Annotated in this window: 1 protein-coding gene; it reads right to left on the reverse strand. The window is 72.0% G+C overall.

Translation table 11 applies throughout. The features are described 5' to 3' along the window. A partial coding sequence (locus tag ACFUPX_RS32640; protein ID WP_383330922.1) for a type I polyketide synthase occupies positions 1–4,125 on the reverse strand: 4,125 nt, incomplete at its 3' end. Positions 4,126–4,202: the final 77 nt, after the last annotated feature.

Below are 4,202 nucleotides of genomic sequence, written 5' to 3' on the forward strand. Positions count from 1 at the left end.
CAGACCCCTGCGCCGCAACTGCGCCGCCGCATCCCGCCCGGCGCCCGCGACCATGCCGCCACCACCCCACGGACCCCACGCCACCGCCGTCGCCGCCAGACCCGCCGCCCGACGATGCCCCGCCAACGCATCCAAATACGCGTTGGCCGCCGCATACGCACCCTGCCCACCACTGCCCCACACACCAGCAATGGACGAGAACAACACAAACGCATCCAACTCACGCTCACCCAACAACTCATGCAGGTTGCGCGCGCCATCCACCTTCGCCGACAACACCTCAGCAAACCCACCCAGATCCGCCGGATCCAGATCGGCAAGCACAGCCGAACGCTCAACACCCGCCGCATGCACCACCGCAGTGAGCGACGGGATGCTCCGCAGCAGCTCGGCGACGGACTCCTTGTCCGTCATGTCGCAGGCGGCGAACGTGACGCGCGCGCCGAGGTCGACCAGCTCGGCCTCCAGCTCCGCGGCTCCCGCAGCCGCGCTGCCGCGACGGCTGACCAGCACGAGGTGCTCGGCCCCGTGTCCCGCCAGCCAGCGCGCCACGTGACCGCCCAGGGCGCCGAGGCCACCGGTGACGAGTACGGTGCCGCGCGGCGTCCAGCCCGCGCCGGGGGCTGCCTCGCTCAGCGGGGCGGGCAGCAGCCTGCGGGCGAGGACTCCGTTGCCGCGCAAGGCGATCTGGTCCTCGCCGTTCGGTTCGGCGAGGACGGCCGCGAGAAGGTCTCCGGTCGTCTCGTCCTGCGCTTCGGGCAGGTCGATCAGGCCGCCCCAGCGGCCGGACTGCTCCAATGCGGCGACCCGGCCCAGGCCCCACAGCATCGACTGCTCGAACCCGGTGACCGCATCGTCGGCAGCCGCCGACACCGCGCCGGAGGTCAGGCACCACACCGGCACGTCCGCCTCGCCGAGCGCCTGCAACAGCGCGATGGTCGCCGCGACGCCCGCGGGCACGGTCGAGTCGCCCGCGTCGGCGAATCCCAGCAGCGAGACGACACCGTTCAAGGTGGAGAGTGCGGTGAACTGTCCGGCCCAGTCCGCTGCCTCCGGATCCACGTGCAGGACGCGCACGTCGTCCGCACCCTTCCGGACCAGCGAGTCGCACACCCACTCGGCACGCTCCTCACCAACCGGCGCGACAACCAGCCAGGCGCCGTCCAGGCGCCCGGACCCGGCCGCCAGCGACCGCCATTCGACCCGGTAGCGCCAGCCGTCCACCGTGGAGCGGCCCTGCTGCTCCTTGCGCCACGCGGACAGTCTCGGCAGCACCTCACTCAGCGGAGCATCCGACGACACGTCCAACGTGCGGGCGAGGTCGGCGATGTCGCCGTCCTCCACGACACCCCAGAAACGCGCGTCCACCGGCGACAGAAGTTCGAGGTCCAGGTCGGCGGGGCGAGCGTCCAGCCAGTAGCGCTCGCGCTGGAAGGCGTACGTCGGCAGGTCCACGTGCTGGGTGGTGCGCCCGGCGAAGAACACCTCCCAGTCCACGCGGACACCGCGCACGTGCAGGTGACCCGCGGCGGTCGTGGCGGCCACGGCCTCCGGGCGGTCGTTCCGCAGGACCGGGACGAAGCCGGCGTCCGGCGCGGACTGCTGCCCCAGGGCCGCCAGTGTTCCGCCCGGTCCCACCTCGACGAACGTGGTCACGTCGTCGTTCACGAGCGTGCCGACGGCGTCGGCGAACCGCACCGACTCGCGTACGTGGCGCACCCAGTACTCCGGGGATGCCAGCTCTTCGGCCGTCGCGCGGGCGCCGGTCAGCGTCGACACGATCGGGATCGCGGGAGCCTCGTACGACACGCTCTCAAGGACCTGGCGGAAGTCGTCCAGCATCGGGTCCATCAGCGGCGAGTGGAACGCGTGGCTGACCTTGAGGCGGGTTACCTTACGGCCCGCCTCGCGCCACCGCTCCGCGACTGTTTCGACGTCGTCGGCGGCGCCGGATATGACCACCGCGTTCGGGCCGTTGACCGCGGCGATGCTCACGGTCTCCGGGAGGTCCGGGGCGACCTCCTCCTCGGTCGCCTGGATCGCGACCATCGCGCCGCCGGACGGGAGCGCCTGCATCAGCCCGGCACGCGCCGAGACCACCTTCACGGCATCGGTCAGCGACCAGACACCCGCCACGTGGGCGGCCGCCAGCTCACCGATCGAGTGTCCGGCCAGGGCATCGGGCTGCACGCCCCAGGACTCGAGGAGGCGGAAGAGCGCGACCTCGACGGCGAACAGCGCGGGCTGCGTCACCCCGGTCTCGTTCAGCGCGTCGGTGTTCTCACCGAACAACACCTCGCGCACCGCAGGGTCAAACTCACCCAGCACAGCGTCCAGGGCGTCGGCGAACACCGGGAAACGGGCGGCCAGTTCGCGGCCCATGCCGAGCCGCTGCGAACCCTGGCCCGAGAACAGGAAGGCCAGCCGGCCGGGGGCGTCGGCCACGCCCGTGACCGCGGCGCCGGTCGTGCGGCCCTCGGCCACGGCCGCCAAGGCGGCCAGGAGTTCGGACCGGTCGGCGCCAGCCACCACCGCACGGTGCTCGAGCACCGCACGCGAGGAAACCAGCGCACGGCCGACGTCCGCCACGGCCAGATCCGGCGCCTCGTCGACGAAGGTCTCAAGCCGCGCGGCCTGCTCCCGCAGCGCTTCGGCACTCCGCGCCGACAGCACCCACGGCACAAGGCCGCCGGGCACCGGCTCCGCTGCTTCCGCCCGCTCCACCGCAGAAGCCACAGGAGCCTGCTCGACGATGACGTGCGCGTTCGTACCACTCACACCGAACGACGACACACCCGCACGCCACGGCTGACCCGTCTCGGGCCACGCACGCGCCTCCGTCAGCAGCTCGACGGAGCCCGCGGACCAGTCGACGTGCGACGACGGCTCGTCCACGTGGAGGGTCTTGGGCAGCACACCCTGCCGCATCGACATGACCATCTTGATCACACCCGCCACACCGGCGGCGGCCTGCGTGTGGCCGATGTTCGACTTCACCGAGCCGAGCCACAACGGACGGTCGGCGGGGCGGTCCTGGCCGTAAGCCGTCAGCAGGGCCTGTGCCTCGATCGGGTCGCCCAGCTTCGTGCCCGTACCGTGTGCCTCGACCGCGTCCACCTGGGCCGCGGAGAGCCGTGCGCTCGCCAGGGCCTGGCGGATGACCCGCTGCTGCGAGGGACCGTTCGGGGCGGTCAGGCCGTTCGACGCGCCGTCCTGGTTCACCGCGGAGCCGCGGATCACCGCGAGGACGGGGTGGCCGTTGCGCTCCGCGTCCGAGAGGCGCTCGAGGACGAGCAGGCCGACGCCCTCGCCCCAGCCCGTGCCGTCGGCGGCGTCGGCGAACGCCTTGACCCGGCCGTCCGTGGCCAGGCCGCGCTGGCGGCTGAAGTCGATGAACACGCCCGGCGTCGACATCACGGTGACGCCGCCCGCGAGGGCGATCGGGCACTCGCCGTGCCGCAGCGCGTGCACCGCGAGGTGCATGGCGACCAGGGACGACGAGCAGGCCGTGTCGATGGTCAGCGCGGGGCCTTCGAAACCGAACGTGTAGGAGAGCCGGCCGGAGATGACGCTCGCCGCGTTGCCGGTGCCGAGGTAGCCCTCGTAGCCGTCCGGAGCGCCGCTCAGCAGGCGTGCCAGGTAGTCCTGGCCGTTGGTGCCGACGAACACGCCCGACCGGCTGCCCCGCAGTGCGTGCGGATCGATGCCCGCCCGCTCGAACGCCTCCCAGGAGGTCTCCAGGAGCAGCCGCTGCTGCGGGTCCATCGCGGCGGCCTCGCGCGGCGAGATCCCGAAGAACGCCGGGTCGAACTCCGGCGCGTCGTGGATGAAGGCGCCCTCACGGGTGTAGCAGGTCCCCTGCCGGTCGGGGTCGTCGTCGAAGAGTGCCTCCAGGTCCCACCCACGGTTGGTGGGGAACTCGGAGACGGCGTCCTTGCCATCCTCCAGGAGTCGCCACAGGTCCTCCGGCGAGCGCACGCCACCGGGGAACCGGCAGCCCATGCCGACGATCGCGATCGGCTCGGCCTCGCGCTCCTCGGCCTCGCGCAGCTTGCCCCGCGCCTCCTGGAGGTCCACGGAGGCTCGGCGGAGGTAGTCGAGGTACTTCTCCTCGTTGGACGACATGTGTTCGGACCCTTCAGATGAGTTCATGAGCTCAAGACCTACCGAGTTGTTCGTCGAGCAGCGGGAGCGGCTCGTGC

It is taken from the genome of Streptomyces sp. NPDC057302 (assembly GCF_042667685.1).
Taxonomy (GTDB): domain Bacteria; phylum Actinomycetota; class Actinomycetes; order Streptomycetales; family Streptomycetaceae; genus Streptomyces.